The 16,371-nt window shown below is 31.9% G+C and carries 13 protein-coding genes and 1 pseudogene; 3 read left to right on the forward strand and 11 right to left on the reverse strand.

Going from position 1 to position 16,371, the window contains the following annotated elements; translation table 11 throughout:
- From AWV75_RS17205 to nhaA, 7 genes are all read right to left on the reverse strand, one after another.
- A partial coding sequence (locus AWV75_RS17205) for an arsenic resistance protein (RefSeq protein ID WP_369038034.1) occupies positions 1-640 on the reverse strand: 640 nt, incomplete at its 3' end.
- Positions 641-643: 3 nt separating this feature from the next.
- Entirely contained in the window at positions 644-1,258 is a 615-nt protein-coding gene (locus tag AWV75_RS17210; protein ID WP_060873484.1) for an arsenate-mycothiol transferase ArsC, read from the reverse strand.
- An 18-nt stretch (positions 1,259-1,276) separates the two neighbouring features.
- Positions 1,277-1,729 (reverse strand): DUF6428 family protein, encoded by a 453-nt coding sequence (locus AWV75_RS17215; protein ID WP_060873483.1) that lies wholly within the window; start codon positions 1,727-1,729, stop codon positions 1,277-1,279.
- Between the two features lie 61 nt (positions 1,730-1,790).
- Positions 1,791-2,120 (reverse strand): ArsR/SmtB family transcription factor, encoded by a 330-nt coding sequence (locus AWV75_RS17220; protein WP_060873482.1) that lies wholly within the window; start codon positions 2,118-2,120, stop codon positions 1,791-1,793.
- Between the two features lie 90 nt (positions 2,121-2,210).
- On the reverse strand, positions 2,211-3,017 hold the full coding sequence (gene tatC / locus AWV75_RS17225; protein WP_060875535.1) for a twin-arginine translocase subunit TatC: 807 nt from the start codon (positions 3,015-3,017) through the stop codon (positions 2,211-2,213).
- Positions 3,018-3,726: 709 nt separating this feature from the next.
- A complete protein-coding gene (locus tag AWV75_RS17230) occupies positions 3,727-5,061 on the reverse strand; it encodes a DUF389 domain-containing protein (RefSeq protein ID WP_002992104.1) in 1,335 nt (444 codons plus the stop codon).
- An 18-nt stretch (positions 5,062-5,079) separates the two neighbouring features.
- Positions 5,080-6,402, reverse strand: coding sequence for a Na+/H+ antiporter NhaA (nhaA, locus tag AWV75_RS17235; RefSeq protein WP_060875536.1), 1,323 nt, complete (start codon positions 6,400-6,402; stop codon positions 5,080-5,082).
- A gap of 292 nt (positions 6,403-6,694) precedes the next feature.
- Here nhaA and AWV75_RS17240 point away from each other — a divergent pair.
- A pseudogene (locus tag AWV75_RS17240) lies at positions 6,695-7,209 on the forward strand (GNAT family N-acetyltransferase).
- Between the two features lie 137 nt (positions 7,210-7,346).
- Here the strand turns inward: AWV75_RS17240 and AWV75_RS17245 are convergent.
- Positions 7,347-8,942, reverse strand: a complete 1,596-nt coding sequence (locus AWV75_RS17245; RefSeq protein ID WP_060875537.1) for an FMN-binding glutamate synthase family protein — start codon at positions 8,940-8,942, stop codon at positions 7,347-7,349.
- Between the two features lie 258 nt (positions 8,943-9,200).
- Entirely contained in the window at positions 9,201-11,810 is a 2,610-nt protein-coding gene (gene cphA / locus AWV75_RS17250) for a cyanophycin synthetase (protein ID WP_002992096.1), read from the reverse strand.
- A 143-nt stretch (positions 11,811-11,953) separates the two neighbouring features.
- Between cphA and AWV75_RS17255 the strand changes: the two genes are divergently transcribed.
- Both AWV75_RS17255 and AWV75_RS17260 read left to right on the forward strand, forming a co-directional pair.
- Positions 11,954-12,832 carry a cyanophycinase gene (locus tag AWV75_RS17255; protein WP_060875538.1) on the forward strand — a complete coding sequence of 293 codons (879 nt, stop codon included), beginning with the start codon at positions 11,954-11,956 and terminating at the stop codon, positions 12,830-12,832.
- A 14-nt stretch (positions 12,833-12,846) separates the two neighbouring features.
- Positions 12,847-13,701 (forward strand): isoaspartyl peptidase/L-asparaginase, encoded by an 855-nt coding sequence (locus tag AWV75_RS17260; RefSeq protein ID WP_002992092.1) that lies wholly within the window; start codon positions 12,847-12,849, stop codon positions 13,699-13,701.
- A gap of 672 nt (positions 13,702-14,373) precedes the next feature.
- Here AWV75_RS17260 and AWV75_RS17265 read toward each other — a convergent pair.
- A complete protein-coding gene (locus AWV75_RS17265; protein WP_060875539.1) occupies positions 14,374-15,870 on the reverse strand; it encodes an acyl-CoA dehydrogenase family protein in 1,497 nt (498 codons plus the stop codon).
- Positions 15,871-16,096: 226 nt separating this feature from the next.
- A complete protein-coding gene (locus AWV75_RS17270) occupies positions 16,097-16,330 on the reverse strand; it encodes a hypothetical protein (RefSeq protein ID WP_002992090.1) in 234 nt (77 codons plus the stop codon).
- Positions 16,331-16,371 lie beyond the last annotated feature (41 nt).

Consider the following 16,371-nt stretch of genomic DNA (forward strand, 5'->3'; position numbering starts at 1 on the left):
TAAACCAAGCTTCTCCTTTTATTCTAATGAGATACTTATGACTTAAAAAACCTGCTAAAAATGGAATTCCTAAATAAATAAGCACACTTTGTATAACATCGCTCATCTTAATTGAAATAGCATAATCAGCAAATCCAAAATAAGAAGGTAATACGTTGATAAAAAGCCAAACAAAGAAGCTATAAAACAGCACCTGGAAAACACTATTTAATGCAATCAGTAAGGCTGCATATTCTCGATTACCTTTTGCTAAATCATTCCATACAATCACCATGGCAATACATCTGGCTAAACCAATAAGGATCAACCCTACCATATAATCAGGCTCATCACGCATGAAAATAATAGCCAGAACAAACATTAAAACAGGTCCTACAATCCAGTTTAAGAAAAGAGATAAACCTAAGACTTTTTTATCCCTAAAAGCCAATGGTAATAGATTATAATCAACCTTTGCCAGTGGAGGATACATCATGATGATTAATCCTATAGCTAACGGAATATTGGTCGTTCCAATAGACAGTTTATCCATCACATTAGAAACACTTGGAAATACATTTCCAATCAAAACACCAATCCCCATCGCCAAGAAAATCCAAAGGGTTAAGTATCGATCTAAAAATTTCATTCTAACTTGCATAACTTACTTTTTAATTTGTGATACGATGTAAAACATTTCACTTGCAATTTCAAGGCTTCGATTAAAATATCCTACTTGCTGGTTTTCCGTTCCATCAAATACCTTCGGATCCTCAAATGTAATAGGGATTCTGCGCTCAGCACCTGCTATAAAAGGACAGCCCTCATCCACCTGTGAACAAGTCATTACCGCTGCAAAATCACTACTTGGATTAAAAGCGGCATCGTACTTCTTAGAAAAACCAATAATAGGAACTTCATTATCCCCATACTTTATCGCATAAATAGGATTTTCTCCTTCTGCAATTTTAAATACATCAAGCCCTTGTTCTTTCAGAACTGTAGCAACCATGGGATACATAGCTGTTTGTTCGGTTCCTCCTGAATAACAAGTAACATTTGGAATACCATAGTAACTAGCCGCTACTTGCATCCAAATCTGAGTCAAATGACTTCTTCTTGAATTATGTGTACAGATAAAATTGATTCGAATTGGAGATTTTGAATCAACCTTAGCTTGAATGTATGCCAGTAAAGGAGCTAAAACTTCTTTTCTATGATTAGTTATCACTCTTGATTCAAGCATAATACTAATTGTAGTTGATAATGTTTTATACATCTTTTACCTTTTTTAAGATTAACAACATCCAGCGTTAGAATCGCAACAACTAGTTTGATTTACCTGATCACTTGGTGTAATTCCACAAGCATCTTCAGCTAAACAAGCAGTCAATGTATTTTTTAATAGAAAGTGAGTTCCATTAAATTCTAAGAAATACTTTCCTATTGTTTCTTTACCTTGAACTTCTACTTCAATATCCGCATCAACAATACCTAATTTTGTTTCTGATAATCGAATAATATTAAGCAATTTACCAGCTTTTAAACGGTGCTGATAATCATCTGCATTCCACAATTGAAAGCTTACTTTAACCTCTTCTCTTATTGTTCCTCCGCAGTCGATAAATTTCTTTGTCACTTGACCTACTTCTGTTACATGGAAGTGTTCTGCTACAAACGTCCCATCTTCAAATTGAAAATCTACTCGATCTAATTTTTCTAACACTACTTTTACTTCTGATAATTTCATATTTTATCTGTTTTAAATTATTTTAATATCGTAATATCACGATGATGTTGAATAAAAAATATTAACAGCAATCCTTTGATTGTATTTTTTGAGCGAAGAAGAATTCAAACTCCTTGAAGAATTCATTCCAAGCTACATTGTCAATACAATAACAAACGGATTTACCCTCAATAGTCCCTTTTATAAGTCCACTATTTTTAAGCTCTTTTAAGTGCTGAGAAATAGTGGCTTGAGCTAATCCAAGTTCTTCTACCAAATCATTGCAAATACAAGCATCTTGATTGATAATATACTGAAGAATGGCAAGTCTTGCTGGATGCCCTAAAACCTTAAACATAAGCGACAATCTATTCTTTTTATCACTAAATAATTCTGATTTTGTTACTCCCATTGTTTTATACTTAAATATACATCGTAATATTACGATGTATATTTAAACTATGCAAGTTTAATTAATATTGATAGCAAATACGATAATAAATTATTCTGTAATGTGATTAGACTTCATAAACTTTGAAAAGAAAATACTCACTTCATACAATAAAACTAATGGTATAACCAAAATAACTTGACTCAATACATCTGGAGGGGTAATAATTGCTGATGCAACTAAAATCAAAACATAAGCATATCTGCGATACCCTTTGAGTGTATCTGTTGATAAAATTCCCATCTTGTATAATACTAGAATGACAACTGGCAAAACAAACACAATACCTGATGCTAGTATGGTGGTTCTAACAAGAGAAATATATGAAGTAAGATCGATTTGATTAGCAACAATACTACTAATCTCTATATTCATAAAAAAATGAATAGATAAAGGAACTATAATAAAATATCCAAACAAGACACCTATAAAAAATAAAAGACTTGTGATTGTTACAAATACAATACTATATCTTGTCTTACTATTATATAATTTAGGTTGTACAAGTTTCCAAATTTGATACAAAATCCAAGGAAATGAAGTTATTAGTCCAAAGGTAAAACTAGTCCAAATCATAATCTTTAACTGACCATCCATTTTTCGATTTTGAATATCAAAATCAATCCCTTCCATATACAATGATGAACTCAAATTAAAAAAATCTATCAAAGAACGATGCCAAATATAAATAGGAAAATTAGGGTTCTTAGGAGCAAATAATATTTGCTCAAAAATAAAGTTAGTATATAAAAACGCTATGCTACTACATAAAACAATTCCAATAAAACACTTGATTAAAAAACTTCTTAAAAGTCCAACAAAATTCAAAAATGTCTTTTTCTTAATATCTATATCCATATCTTATTATAAGATGCTAAACTACTGCTATTTTAATTATTTAATATCCAAATTAGGGCTTAGTTTTTAGTTGCTCTAAATATAGTTGTATGCGCTTGATTTAGCTCATCCACATAGTTCCACTCTAAAGCTTTATTTTCATTTTCTGCAAAAATAGTAGCTAACTTATTTGTATAGGGAGAAATATCAGAGACATACTATTCTACAAACCAAAACGTTATCCTTACTGACTAATTCACCTAGATCAGCGTTAATATTATCAGTAAATGGTGATTATTTTACTAAATTCAAGAGACAAATGCTAAATAATTAGCAAACTATTCTAGTTCTAAAAAAAACATACTTAAAAAAAATCTGAATAAGATTTCTCTTGTAGTGCTTTTTTTACCTACTTAGTGATATATCTTTGATTTTTTACTTCAATAATTCTTCTTTTAAAAAACTTATAAAGTTACATTCTTTACTTGTAATAATATTAAAAAATAAATTTATAACAATTAAAAAATCATTAGATTTATAATTCTAAAACTAGTTCTCCTTATTTACTAGTTGTCTTTAAAAAGAGAAAGTCCTAGGGCTTTCTCTTTTTTCTATTTAGTTACAATTTAAACTTCGTCTATAAAGTAACGTAAACTCCGCTTATTACCAAAAATATTATATCTACTTTTTGTCTTTACCTCCTAACAGACCTTAATGAAGATAACTATTTTTACTTTATCTGGTTATTCCCTTTCTCCTGTATAGGATTATTTCCTTGAACAAGTAAAATGGTATCTGCCTTTAATCGAGTCTTTAACCAATTATTAAGTAGCTTACCATCTACTGCCTTTGTTTTTTCTTTTTGATTAAAAAGAAAAAACCAATTCATTGTAATACTATCAGTTTTTATATATCGCTCTACTTTGCCAATGGATACTTCTTCTATATTAGGAAAAAGTACATTAATTTCATTTATCAAATTAGGTTCATCCACTTTATACTTAGACAGTTCTTTTTTTAAGTCATTGATTATAATATCTTTCTCTGCATATGATCGATCTTGCTTACTGAGTTCATTTAAAATTTCTGATTTAATATCCTTTTCATCTTGTTTAAATGTCAGCTCTACATTGTCTAGACCTCTTTCCTTTAATAACCTGTTGTAGAGTAAAATATTTTCTTCAGTTAATTTCTTATCCAAAAAAGCAAGTTCTACTTTTTTGGGCTTAGTATTATAATTAATCTTTTTATAAATCACAGTATACCCTCTATCATTAAACTCAGAATCAATGAACTCCTCGACAGTTTTTGTGAATTTCTTTTCTTCAAATAACGTATAAGCCAAGTAGAAACTAGGTACAATCATCACAACAATCAACATACTAATACCATATCTTATACGTCTTTCTTTCTGGGTATCTAAAGTAGATGATGTTGGATATTTCAAGTACTTAATAACAAAAAAAGTAGCAATACAAATAAAAAAACAGTTAATAGTATACAGGTAAAAAGCTCCCAAAAAGTAACTTATATTAAATGTAGCTAACCCATATCCTGCTGTACATAAAGGGGGCATTAATGCAGTAGCAATAGCAACTCCTGGTATAGGATTTCCTTTTTCAACCCTAGTAATAGAGATAACTCCAACAAGACCTCCAAAAAAAGCAATCAAAACATCATAAATTGTTGGGGAAGTACGAGCTAATAACTCAGATTGAACATCCTTAAAAGGACTAACGTAGAAATAAATAGCAGAAACTAATAAACTAACAATAGTAGCAATGATTAAGTTTTTTATTGCGATTTTTAGCAATAAAAAATTATAAGTTCCTAATGCAAAGCCTGCACCTACAATTGGTCCCATCAATGGAGAAATTAACATGGCACCTATAATTACTGCTGTTGAATTTACATTTAACCCAACAGATGCAATGATAATGGCACAAGCTAAAATCCATAGATTAGCTCCCTTAAAGGCAATATTAGCTCTAATGTTTTCTAGAACTTTTTCCCCTTTCTCTTCTCCTTTATGCAGATTAATGTAATCAAAAAACTTATTTGTCATCTGCTCTTATTTTTATTGTTATTTTTTTTCTCTACTCAAAACATAATATCCAATCACTCCCCCAATTATAGAAGCGACAAAGATTCCTATCTTAGCTTGAGTCATATATTCCTCACATGTAAAAGCTAATGAAGTTACGAATAAAGACATGGTAAAACCAATAGCTGCAAGAAGGCTCAGTCCAAAAAGATTTTTAATATTCATCCCCTCAGGGAAAGGAGCTACTTTTAATTTTACCAAAACAACTGTAAAACCTACTACTCCTATTACCTTTCCAACCAATAAACCAAGTGCTACACCTAGAGCTACATTTGTACTAAACAAATGATCAAAATCAATAGCTAAAGATACACCAGCATTGGCTAAAGCGAAAATAGGAATAATTAGAAAAGTAACCATCGGATGCATCATGTGCTCTAAACGCTGTAAAGGCGGTGTTGCACAGGCACTACTGTTTTCTATCTGCTCTAAAATATGTAATTGTTCATTAGTTAAAGTAGATTTAGTATTATCGGGATCTATTGCTTTGAACTTATCTAAAAGTACTTGTATTTTTTCACTAAATACTTTTTCACTAATTCTAACATTGGCAGGAATTGTAAACGCTGCTAAAACTGCAGCAATAGTGGCGTGAACGCCAGATAATAAAAACGCTGTCCATACCCCTCCAATTCCTAAAATAGCATAAAAAAGTATATTTCTAACTCCTATTCTATTACCCAAATACATAATAACTAATATAGAAGACCCAACTAATAAATGCAAAGTCGAAATCTCTGAAGTATAAAAGAAAGCTATAACAAGTACAGCTCCTAAATCATCAACAATAGCTAATGCCGTTAGAAACACTTTTAATGTTAAAGGTATTCTACTTCCTAATAAATAAAGAACCCCCAAAGCAAATGCGATATCGGTCGCCATAGGAATTCCCCAACCATTAGACATCTCTCCACTTGGATTTAAGACAAAGTAAATAACAGCAGGAACAACCATACCTCCTAATGCCGCTCCAATAGGTAACATTGCTTTTCTAGGATTAGATAACTCGCCTGCTACAATTTCTCTTTTCAGTTCTAGCCCAACAACAAAGAAGAAAATAGCCATCAATCCATCATTAATCCAATGGTGTAAACTATATTCAAAAAAACTATTTCCTGCCCATTGAAAACCAAACTTATATTCCAAGATATGATGATAATGCTCTTTTAACGAGGAATTAGCTAATACAAGTGCAATAATTACACTTATCCCTAATACTATACCACCTGACTTCTCTTGTTTAATAAATCGTTGTATGGGGGATACCATCCTCTCAATAGGGGTCTGATTTAACTGGTTCATAAAAATATTTCTTCTTGTTTTAATGTTATAAATAGTTTACAATTTCAAAAATAGAAAATTAATTTTGTTAGTTAATAAAAAACACGTATTTACATGAATTATCCCTTACATTTAACTTTTACAAGATTTTTATTGCAATTATAGCTAAAGTAGATTACAAATTATTCTTATTGGACTATCTACTTTATTTATATTGGTTAATTTTTATACGCTATAAACATTTAAATTTGCTTAGATAATAGCTTTCCTTGACATTGACATTAAATCCTTGAAAACAAAAAAAAATAAAAACATAGTAATTAAGAAAGTAACTCTAAACGATATTCAAGAGTTACAAACAATCAGTAGGCAAACTTTTTTTGAAACCTTTTCAGAAACAAACAGTCAGGAAAACATGACCAAATATCTTGAGGATAGTTTTTCAATTAAGACACTAACTAAAGAATTAACTGATATTTATTCTGACTTTTATTTTGCAATTTTATCACATCAAATAATTGGCTATCTTAAATTAAACTATGGAGTTTCTCAAACAGAAATAAAAGATTCCAACAGCATAGAAATAAAAAGAATCTATGTTTTACAAGAATATCATGGGCAAAAGGTTGGGCAAATATTATATGAAAAAGCTTTACAAGTAGCATATATTAAAAAAGTCAACTATTTGTGGTTAGGTGTTTGGGAAGAAAACCCAAAAGCTATTCGTTTCTATCAAAAAAAAATAGATTTATAGCATTTGATAAACATATTTTTCTACCAGCAGATGATAAGCAAAGCGATATAATGATGAAGAAAACATTAGTATAGGATTTTTTTAAACAATACAACCAAATCATGTTAACCTTAGAGGTTTTTGACTGGCTATAATCTAACATGTTGAATTTCCATATATAAAAATTCTTCTATTAATTTTATAGAAAAACAGCTCAATTTAGGTTTGTTTTTCATTTGAAAATCCACCATCGGTTCATATTTGCATATTCAAAATCTTGTTTATAGCGATCGGGAATATTCCCTTCGAGTAAAAATCCCACTTTTAAAGAAGGAAAAATTTCTTCATACGTCAACATCTCATTCAATGAAACACGTCTGTAAATATGGGTACGCGTGATGTTTTTCATGTCATCTAGTCCAGAAGCTCCTAATAACTCAACGAAGCTCTCCACTGTTCCTTTATGGTAATTGGCCATACGTACTTTTTTGTCTGCAACGTCTAAACCTATGGTCAACTTTGGATCCTGCGTAGCAATTCCCGTAGGACAACGGTTGGTGTTACATAAAAGAGTTTGGATACATCCAATAGCAATCATCATCGCACGAGCGGCATTACACGTATCTGCACCTAAAGCCATAGCACGAGCAATATGAAACGACGAAGTTACTTTTCCAGAAGCAATGATCTTAATGTGCTTGCGAATTCCCATTCCCATTAAAATATTATGTACAAAAGCCAGTCCATCCAACATAGGGGCTCCTACATAATTCGAGAACTCTTGCGGTGCAGCCCCCGTACCACCTTCGCCACCATCTACAGAGATAAAATCCGGATACGTATCTAAATGAACCATCGCCTTACAAATAGAAATAAACTCTGCTTTGTGTCCGATACACAGTTTAAACCCAATCGGTTTCCCCTCTGATAGAGTTCGCAATTCCTTAATAAACGAAACTAATTCTAATGGTGAATTAAAAGCCGAGTGATAAGGCGGTGAAGCCACAACCGTATGCGGTTTTACTTGTCTGATTTCCGCAATTTCCACTGTATTTTTAGACGCAGGAAGTATTCCCCCATGCCCTGGTTTAGCTCCTTGTGAGATTTTTAACTCGATCATTTTTACATTCGGTAATTTCGCTTTTTCCGCAAATAAGGTAGGATCAAATTTTCCATGCTCATCTCTACATCCAAAGTATCCCGTACCAATTTGCCAAATTAAGTCCCCTCCACCTTTTAAATGATACGGACTTATTCCTCCTTCACCTGTATTATGCGCAAACCCTCCTAATTTTGCACCACCACTCATGGCTTCTATAGCTTGAGCGCTTAGTGAACCAAAACTCATGGCTGAAATATTGAGGATACTGGCTGAATACGGTTGTTTACAGTCTTTATTACCAAATAGTACACGCGGATTGTGATCTAGTTTATCAAAGGCTTTTGGAGCAATTGAGTGACACATCCATTCGTAACCCTCTGCATAAACGTCTAATTGCGTTCCAAATGGAATTGTTTCCAATTCTTTTTTAGCACGTTGATAGATGGTTGCACGGTCGATACGACTAATTGGTTTACCGTCGGTATCGGATTCAATAAAATATTGATACATTTTTGGTCGAAGTTCTTCCATCACATAGCGAAGTCGACCAAAGATTGGATAAATACGCCTCAGTGTATGTTTCTTTTGATACATATCCTGATATCCCATAATCACAAAGATGAGAATAACTACAAAAAAGATGCCCCAATTCTTATTTAAAAAGAGAGTAAGTAGAAGCATTACAATCAAAAGTAATGTTGAAAAAACGACAAATTGTTTACGCATAAGTTTGACTTGTTTTTAACCTTCACTATATTATAAGAATAATAAATTAGGTTTACTGTTAAATATCTATCTCTATATTCTAGATAAATTAAACCACTCTTCAGAGAAAATATACCAATTAAACTAACGATTCGATTATAAATAATCCTGTACTGATAGTATAAAATTTATTTTTCTTGTTCTTAGAAACTTTTATTTAACACAATTCTTGATAAAATTAGAATATTATCTTACTATCAAAATCAGTTAAAAAGTATTCTATTTATCATTTTCAAGATAGGACTCAATAAGATTGATGGCATTGGATACTACATCACTTAAGGCAACTATATAATTTCCTTCTTTAGCAATAGATAAAACATGTTTAAGGGCTTCAGCTTCTTTTGGGATTATTTCATAAGTAACCTGTTTATTAATACTAGTTATTCCTATTAATATCAATTGTATTATTTCTTCTTCAGTCCTTCCTCGTAGATGGTTTTCTTGTCGAATAATAATATGATCAAACATTCGTGCAGCGATTTTACCACATTTAATAATATCCTGATCTCGTCGATCTCCTACTGCTGCTATTATACCAATTTTCCTAGAGGCTTCAATAAACGTTAAATAGTCTTCAATGGCTAAATATCCTGCTGGATTATGGGCGAAATCAATCATGATTTTAAATTTTTTAAATTCAAAAACATTCATTCTCCCTGGAGTTTGAGTGGGACTAGGAATAAAAGTTTGCAAGGACATTCTGATGTTTGCTGGTTCAAATCCATACAGATAACTGGCCAGAGTAGCTGCCAATACATTTTGCACCATAAATTTTGCTTTTCCCTGCATAGTAAGAGGAACATTAATAACTTTTTCAATTCTAATGTTCCAATGCTCTTTTTTAATGGTTATATATCCATTTTCACAAACAGCTACTATTTCACCTCTTTTCAAGCATGCTTCTACAATAGAGCTATTTACATCTAACGAAAAATATGCAACTTGACAGTCTAGTGTTTGTGAAATCTTCATACAATAGGGATCATCTGCATTTAAAATAGCCCAGCCATCTGTTTTTACACTCTCAACTACAACAGCTTTGACTTTTGCCAAATCAGCCAACGTATGAATATCATCTAAATCTAAGTGATCTTCCTTAATATTGGTAATAATAGCAATATCACAACTAGTGAATCCTAATCCTGCACGCAAAATACCTCCTCTAGCTGTCTCTAATATAGCAATTTCAACACTTGGATCTCGCAGCACATAATGAGCACTAACAGGACCTGTGGTATCTCCTTTTTCCATTAGTTGATGATCGATATATATGCCATCAGATGTTGTAAAACCTACTTTAAAGCCATGATTTTTTGCAATATGAGCCAGTAAACGAGTTGTTGTTGTTTTACCATTTGTTCCTGTTATTGCTAGTATAGGAATTCTAGATTCTTTTCCTGGAGGATATAACATATCCAAAACAGGTACAGCTACATTACGCGAAATCCCTTCGCTAGGCGCTAAATGCATTCTAAATCCTGGTGCTGCATTTACTTCTAACACCACACCCTCATTTTCTTTTAAAGCAGTCGTAAGGTTAACAGCCATGATATCAATTCCACAAATATCCAATCCGATAACTCTTGCAATCCTTTCTGCTAATAAAATGTTTTCTGGATGGATTTGATCCGTTACATCAATTGCCGTTCCTCCTGTGCTTAAATTAGCAGTAGATTTTAAATTAACAATCATATTATCTTCGACAATAGAATCCAGTTGAAGCTCTCTTTTAGACAAAAGACTCAGGGTATCTCGATCGATTTCTATCTTAGTTAAAACATTCTCATGACCATTTCCGCGTAAAGGATCTTTATTTGTTAATTCAATTAATTCTCTTATTGTTCGAACTCCATCGCCAATAATATGAGCAGCAACCCTTTTTGAAGCCGCTACGACTTTATTATTGATGACCAAAACTCTAAAATCATGGCCCCTAATAAATTTTTCAACGATGACTCTTTCACTATATTTTTGTGCATGTATTAAAGCTTGTTTAGCTGTTTCAAAGTCGAGAACTTTAATAGACACACCTTTTCCCTGATTTCCATCTAATGGCTTTATCACTATAGGATATCCTACTTTATCAATGAGTTGTTTAAGTTGATCTTGGTTTATACAAACACCACCTTCTGCAACAGGTATGGAGCATTGTTTGAGTATCATTTTTGTCTTCTCTTTATCACATGCTAAATCTACAGCGATATGACTAGTTTCACATGTGATGGTTGCTTGAATGCGCATTTGATTAACTCCATAACCTAACTGAATAAAAGATTGATTGTCCAATGGTATCCATGGAATTTTTCTATTTTTTGCTTCCTTTACAATACTAAGTGTAGAAGGTCCTAAAATAAAACGTCGATAAATTTGCTTTAACTTTTGAATTGTCGAGTCCAAGTCATAAGCAACTCCATCAACTAGTGCTTGGGCAATTTCTACTGCTGATTTTGCAGCAAATACACCTGCATTTTCTTCCTCATAATCAAACACAACATGATAGGTCCCTGAAACTTTTGTTTCTCTGGTTCTTCCGAATCCCGATTGCATACCAGCTAAAGATTGGATTTCAATAGATATATGCTCCACCACATGTCCCATCCAAGTGCCAGTGCTTACTCTACTGAAAAAACCTCCAGGACTTCCTTCAGAACATCGATGACTGTATAATGATGGTAATAATACTTTTATTCGTTGTAAAAACCCATCAATTACATCTGTGGGTCTTTGTTCTAGCTCTTCTATATTTAATCGCATTTGAATGAGCTTCACTCTTGTATTACTCCAAATATTAGGACCTCGTAAAATTGATATTTTTTCTATAATCATATACCTTACTTTTATATTTATCAAGGTACTATTAAATAAGGACTACAACTATTTTAATTAAAAATATTACCAATAAATTAAGATAATTATTTAATGATATAATGGTTTAATTTGATTAAATTACAAAATCAATAATTTTAAACATGAGTATTAAAGGAAAATTAATTATCGTTGGTGGAGGAATAGATGTAGGAAATTCTATCGCCAGTGAAACAGAAATAAAACAAATAAACAGTAATTACTTTTACAATTGTGGTATTCTAAAGAACATAATAGACGAGTCGAAAAACAAGGAAGAATCCCGAATTGAAATTATAACCACTGCCTCTAAAATGCCAGAAGAGGTAAGTCAAACATATATACATGCTTTTAAACTTCTCGGAGCCACAAACGTTGGACACTTGCCAATCAATAGTAGATTAGAAGCTAATGATCCTGATAATTTACAGCGGCTCACCCAAGCAAATACTGTGCTATTTACTGGAGGAGATCAATTGCGTTTAACTTCTGTGATAGGAGGAACTCCGTTTCAACAAATGTTATTGGATAAATATCATCATGAAGAGTTTTTATATGCAGGTACCTCTGCGGGTGCAGCAGCAGTATCATCTAGTATGATTTATCAAGGTAACAGCTCCGATGCTTTATTAAAAGGTTTGGTAGAAATAAATAGTGGTTTAAGCCTGATTGATTCCATCATTGTTGATACTCATTTTATACAACGAGGTAGAATTGGCCGATTATTTCAAGTTGTTGTTGGAAATCCCATGAAAATAGGTATAGGTCTAGGCGAGGATACCGGATTAATAATTACTGATAACAATGACACCATGATTGCAATTGGTTCAGGTAGTATTATACTTGTAGACGGACGACAAATTACAGATACCAATCTAACTCAAATAGACATTGGGAAACCTATTTCTATTAGTCACTTAATTACCCATGTTATGACTCAAAATGATATTTTTTTCTTTAAAGAAAACAAAATAATTATAAAGGATTCTCAGTATAATAACTAATAAATATAAGTAGTATGAAATTAATTATACATGGTGGTTTTCTCTCAGAATCCCATACCAATGACAAAACAAGAAATCAAAAACAAGAGGCGTTAAAACGTATTATTCATCAAGGTTTTCAATACTTAAAAATGAATACTTCTATTCAGACAGTTGCCTATGTTGTTAGTCTTTTAGAAAATGATCCTCTTTTTAATGCTGGGACAGGTTCTCAGATACAATCCGATGGGATTATAAGAATGAGTGCTGCTTTAATGGATGGAAGTACTTTAAGAATGGCCGGTGTGATTAATATTGAGAATGTAAAAAATCCAATTTTAGTAGCAGAAAAATTAATGTCTTATGAAGATAAAATACTTGGTGGAATTGGAGCTATTGAATTTGCAAGAGCGAATCATTTCATCTTTTTTAATCCTCAAATTAAACAACGCAAAGACGAATATGATAAAAAAAAGCAAAACAAAGATAAAAACACATTAAAAACAAGTACTGTAGGATGCGTTTGTATAGACAATTCTGGTAAAATTGCAACAGCCACTTCTACTGGAGGTAAAGGATTTGAAATACCTGGAAGAATCTCTGATTCTGCAACAGTGGCAGGAAATTATGCTAATACCTATTGTGGAGTAAGTTTAACTGGTATTGGCGAGGATATTGTAAGTCTTGCTATGGCAGCCAAAATTGCAACACGAGTGAGTGATGGCATGACCTTAGCTGAGGCATTTGAAAAAAGTTTTCAAGATCTGAAACAAATACAAGGATTGGCGGGAGCTATAGCAATCGATTATAAGGGCAATATATATCATCAAGAATCACATCCAACAATGGTATATGCTAGTTATGATGGAATTAAATTGGATATTTTCTAAAAAAATTCAATAGCCTTTCACTTCTTTGTCAAGCATATCAAGAGAAACAACAAATGTAAACTTAATTCAAAAACCACCTGACAATAAATATCAAGTGGTTTTAGAAAGAAGCAACAAATTATTAATAAAGTTTTTTTATTTTGGTAAATGAATTAATAATATTATAATCTGTCTTTTTTTTATTTTGTTTAAAGTCTATTACTAATTGCTTTCTTTGTACAGACTTTTTGTACAGACTTGTATCTTTGTGTTACTTTATACAGCTTTTCAACCAATCAATATTTATAACACTTACCAGTATTTAGATGGTATTTAATGCCGATTCTAAATTAAACGTAAGTAGTTTGGTGATGATTTTTAATTGGTTTTTATGGGGGCATAACTAACACCACATTACTACCTTACAAAGGTTGTTTTTATTGATTGACAAAGTATTATATAAAAAACATAAGAGATTACATAATTCACACATCTTCCCTGCTACTTTTTCTAGGCGTGAATCTATTATATTGATAAGGTAAATTGACTTCTCTAAAGCAATTAAATCTATACAAAATCTCAAATAAACTTAATTCATCATACTTCAGATTTGAATCTTACAAACGATATTAAATTATTCTATCGTATTTTGTGGTAAATTATTCAATATATAAGCTTGAGTTCTCATTTTTGTTAAAACGTAGTCCAATCTGAATTCATCTCGTAATCTAAAATGGGATTTACATCATTTTGTATATTAAATTGACCATAAAAAGCAGCCAAATCTGAAAGAAGACTTTGACGTGTGATTTCTATAAGTTGCATATTAAAACCATCCAGTTGCAAGACGAATTGAAAGCTTATAACTCGAGCTATCATTTTACCTATAAGTATTAAATTGCGTTGTTTTAACGTACTATCAATACTTAAATCTAATTGAGACACAAAATATTCAGCACTCAAACTCGTGCGCTCATACTCTTTTAAAAAACCATATAGATTCGTTTTTTTTGCTTTTCTCATCAATTTTAGTATCCCCTCCGCAATTTGGGTATACAACATTTCGTTTGATCCTTCAAAAATTTGAAAAGGTCTACAATCAACCAAGGATCTTCCAGCAATATGGTCTAATCGATATCCATTAGCCCCAGCTAATTGTAAACTAATTTGGGCTGATTCTTGCATTAAATCTGTAACTAAAGCTTTCAGTACATTAGCCTCAATACTCATTAAGGCCAAGTTTTTGTCAATTCCGCTTATATCAACGCTAAAAATACACATACCAGAACACAAGGTGTAAGCGGCCTGTATCTTTGCAATTTGATTTTTGACTGAATCAATTGTCAACAAAGGTGTACCTCCTACTTGTCTTTCTTGGCAATGTGTTAAGGACTCATCTAAAAGCCTTTTAATAAACCCTAATCCCATACCAGGGAATTGAAGCCTGCTGCGATGAAGCGTATCAAGCATTAATTTAATTCCTGTGGTTTCATTGAGTAATTTTTGCTCCTTAGGAACAATTATATCAATTTCATTAATACCATAAGCAATAGCATACAAACCCAAGTTATTATATCGATGAGTCATAGGAATATATTGATGTTCTTTATTATTTTCACAAACAAAAAAATCAATATCTCTTGCTAATTCTCCATTTGGTCTAGTCTCTCTGGCCGTTACAATCCAAAAATCAGCTGTACCACTTAATCCTTGCCAGTGTTTTTGTCCTTTAATATGATACATATTTTGCTTTTGCTCAAAAGCTGTTTTCATATTCAAAGCGTCACTCCCGTGAGCTTTTTCAGTAATCATTAATCCACCCATCGCTTTGTTTTCTATAAACTCTTTAAAAACCCTTTGCTGAACAGCAGCTTGTCCATATTTAGCCAAAGGTTCCAAAAAAAGAGCGATATTAATCCCAAAAATCAATGAAAGAGGTAAAGATTCATAAGAGGCTGCTGAGAGAATTTGCAAGCATTCTTTTACTTTCATTCCCCTGCCTCCATACCTCTGAGGGATAGCTACAGACAAGGGGGTTTGATCCATAATTTCATCCACTAATTCAGCAGGAAAATCACGGGTAAGTCCCAAAGCATTATAATTATATTTTTCTCGAAACAGATATTTCAATCGCTTCTTAAATTCTTCGATATAAATACTAAAATCCATATTTTCTACTAATGCATTCATCTCTATTATCTTTTATAAATTAAAACTTCTTGATTGTCCGAGAATTTATAACCTTGGCATAGCAATAATATTTGCTGGAATTTAATTTTTATTAATAATAAAAAAAACCACCTGACGACAACAAATATCAAGTGGTTTTTAAAGAAGTAACAAATTATTAATTAAGTTTTATTTATTTCGGTTAAGAATTAATAGTATTAAAATTTGATATTCTGTTTACTTCTAATTAAAGTCTAGTACGCATCTTTTTGCCAGTTTCACTGATTGCTTTTTCTGTACAGGCTTGTGCCTTAGTATTACATTCTACAGCTTTTTCAACCAATCCATCCTCATAATGTTTAGCAGCATCTAAATGATATTTTACAGCTGATTCTAAATGACCAGCCGCTTCACGATGATTCTTGATTTCATTTTGTGAACTACTAGCTAAGGCTTTGTTTTTTTCATCTTTCTTGTCCATATGTTTTGTGTTTTATTTTGTAGTTTAATTACTACAACACA

The organism is Myroides odoratus (assembly GCF_001549985.1).
Classification (GTDB): Bacteria; Bacteroidota; Bacteroidia; order Flavobacteriales; family Flavobacteriaceae; genus Flavobacterium; species Flavobacterium odoratum_A.

Excerpts from the sequence above, each read along its gene's own strand:
- AWV75_RS17210 (WP_060873484.1), bottom strand. The coding sequence starts at position 1,258 with ATGTATAAAACATTATCAACTACAATTAGTATTATGCTTGAATCAAGA.
- AWV75_RS17215 (WP_060873483.1), bottom strand. The coding sequence starts at position 1,729 with ATGAAATTATCAGAAGTAAAAGTAGTGTTAGAAAAATTAGATCGAGTA.
- AWV75_RS17220 (WP_060873482.1), bottom strand. The coding sequence starts at position 2,120 with ATGGGAGTAACAAAATCAGAATTATTTAGTGATAAAAAGAATAGATTG.
- tatC (WP_060875535.1), bottom strand. The coding sequence starts at position 3,017 with ATGGATATAGATATTAAGAAAAAGACATTTTTGAATTTTGTTGGACTT.
- AWV75_RS17230 (WP_002992104.1), bottom strand. The coding sequence starts at position 5,061 with ATGACAAATAAGTTTTTTGATTACATTAATCTGCATAAAGGAGAAGAG.
- nhaA (WP_060875536.1), bottom strand. The coding sequence starts at position 6,402 with ATGAACCAGTTAAATCAGACCCCTATTGAGAGGATGGTATCCCCCATA.
- AWV75_RS17245 (WP_060875537.1), bottom strand. The coding sequence starts at position 8,942 with ATGCGTAAACAATTTGTCGTTTTTTCAACATTACTTTTGATTGTAATG.
- cphA (WP_002992096.1), bottom strand. The coding sequence starts at position 11,810 with ATGATTATAGAAAAAATATCAATTTTACGAGGTCCTAATATTTGGAGT.
- AWV75_RS17255 (WP_060875538.1), top strand. The coding sequence starts at position 11,954 with ATGAGTATTAAAGGAAAATTAATTATCGTTGGTGGAGGAATAGATGTA.
- AWV75_RS17260 (WP_002992092.1), top strand. The coding sequence starts at position 12,847 with ATGAAATTAATTATACATGGTGGTTTTCTCTCAGAATCCCATACCAAT.
- AWV75_RS17265 (WP_060875539.1), bottom strand. The coding sequence starts at position 15,870 with ATGAATGCATTAGTAGAAAATATGGATTTTAGTATTTATATCGAAGAA.
- AWV75_RS17270 (WP_002992090.1), bottom strand. The coding sequence starts at position 16,330 with ATGGACAAGAAAGATGAAAAAAACAAAGCCTTAGCTAGTAGTTCACAA.